1 protein-coding gene and 1 tRNA gene are annotated in these 2,047 nt (G+C 35.8%); both read right to left on the bottom strand.

What is annotated here, in order from left to right:
* Nucleotides 1-192 precede the first annotated feature (192 nt).
* Nucleotides 193-269 (bottom strand) — tRNA-His (locus ACT8VG_RS10640).
* 116 nt (nt 270-385) lie between these two features.
* Nucleotides 386-2,008 carry a peptide ABC transporter substrate-binding protein gene (locus tag ACT8VG_RS10635; RefSeq protein WP_331873687.1) on the bottom strand — a complete coding sequence of 541 codons (1,623 nt, stop codon included), beginning with the start codon at nt 2,006-2,008 and terminating at the stop codon, nt 386-388.
* Nucleotides 2,009-2,047 lie beyond the last annotated feature (39 nt).

The following is a 2,047-nucleotide window of genomic DNA, read 5'->3' as shown; positions in this document are numbered from 1 at the left end:
CACCACTTCCTTCACTCCTACCTTTATGGTATCGGCTTGTGGTTCACTACACTTGGCGGTAAATACCTGTGGTCGGTTTATCTCCAACTGAATTAGTGCCATGCCCGGCACACTATAAAAGGAACTATATGAAAATACAGTTCCTTTATTTATATAAAATAAAAACTCTGGTAAACCAGAGTTATTTTCAAATGGGGCGGCTGATGGGGATCGAACCCACGAAATGCCGGAGCCACAATCCGGTGTGTTAACCGCTTCACCACAACCGCCATATCTCTCGTAAGAGACAAGTAAGATTATATACAAGTGTTAATGGTTTGTAAAGAGAAAATTTGACTTTTTTTAAAGAAATTTAAAATCCCGAGATTGCCCCGGGATTTGTATCTTATTTAGTCTTATGAATAAACTTAAATGTGAATGCTGAACCTAATGCAGCTTCATATACAATACCTGAATATTTCTTGTTCTGTAATGATGCAGCACCCTTCTGGAATACTGGTAATACAGCATATTCACTCATACAGATATCTTCTGCCTGATAAAGCATCTGCCATCTCTTCTTAGCATCTCTTTCAGTAGTAGATGCTGCAATTAATTGGTCATATTTCGCATTGTTATATTTACCATAGTTATTTGAGTTGCCTGTAGAGACAAGGTTCAAATAAGTGATTGGATCTGGGAAGTCTGGTCCCCATCTTGCACATGAGATATCAAAATCGCCTGATTTCTGACGTTCTACACGGTCTTTCTTAACAGTTGCAACCATTTCGATATCTAAACCTTTAAGTTTTTTGAAACATGCCTGTAAATATTCTGCTTCAGTATCTGCAGGTGTTTCATCTGTACCATAAAGTAATCTTAATTTTAATGAAGAAACACCAAGTTCTTTTAAGCCTTGATCAAAAGCAGCCTGTGCTTCTTTTAGATTATACTGAGTATAATCTTTACCTTCTGAACGATATTCTTTACCATCTGGTCCATAAGTGAAATCAGCACTTACAAAACCATCTGCTTCTCTAGAACCATCCTTTAAGACTTTATTACATAAGTCTTTACGATCAATAGCTAGAGATAATGCTTTACGAATATTTGTATTCGCAAGAGCCTTGTTGTTGAAGTTCAAATATAAATAATACATATAACCCTGTTTGAACTTTACAAGACTATCTTTACCTTCATACTTATCAACTAAAGCTGAGTTAATAGTCGCAAAATCAACTTTACCATTATCAAATGCTGCAGCTGCAGTCTTAGGATCTTGAACAAGATACATATTTAAACCATCTAGTTCAACCTTATCTGCATCATAGTATTTATCATTCTTTTCAAAAGTAATCTTATTAGATTTAGTCCACTTAGTTACCTTGAATGGACCATTCGCAAGTAAATACTTTGCATCAGTGGCATATTTAGAACCACACTTTTCAACAAATTTCTGATTCTGTGGATAGAAGCATGGGAATGTCATGATTTCTAGGAAATAAGGACATGGCTGAGATAAAGTAACCTGTAATGTCTTCTTATCCTTTGCTTCAACACCTAGTTCCTTAATCTTATCACCAGCAGTAGTACCAAGTTCAGCGAGTTCATCTGCATTCTTAATACATGCCCCTTCTTTACCAAAGATATAAGCATAGCTGCCTGCATTCGCAATTAGTTTTCTCCATGAATAAACAAAATCATCAGCAGTTAAATCATCACCATTAGACCATTTCGCATTCTTTCTAATAGTAAATGTATAAGTTAATCCATCATCTGATAGCTTATAAGATGATGCAGCAGCTGGTACAAGCTTTGTACCACCCTTTGCAGTAATATCCATGAGTCCTTCACTAAATGCATGAATCGCATTAAATGAAACACCATCATCAGATACACTTGAATCTAGAGATGTTACATCTGCTTCACTTGAAAAGTTATAAATCGCTTTATCATCGGAAGTAGAACCACATCCCACTAACATAGAAGCAACCAAGGCTGCTGCCACTATAATCTTGAGACTTTTCATAAAAATCCCCTCCATTTATAATCTTTATAAATACTATTA

The organism is Catenibacterium sp., from assembly GCF_052354645.1.
GTDB lineage: Bacteria > Bacillota_I > Bacilli_A > Erysipelotrichales > Coprobacillaceae > Catenibacterium > Catenibacterium mitsuoka_A.
Note: the sequence above shows the minus strand (reverse complement) of the source record. Positions and strands in the feature narration are given on the sequence as shown.

Coding starts and splice junctions, on each gene's coding strand:
- ACT8VG_RS10635 (WP_331873687.1), bottom strand. CDS start 2,008: ATGAAAAGTCTCAAGATTATAGTGGCAGCAGCCTTGGTTGCTTCTATG.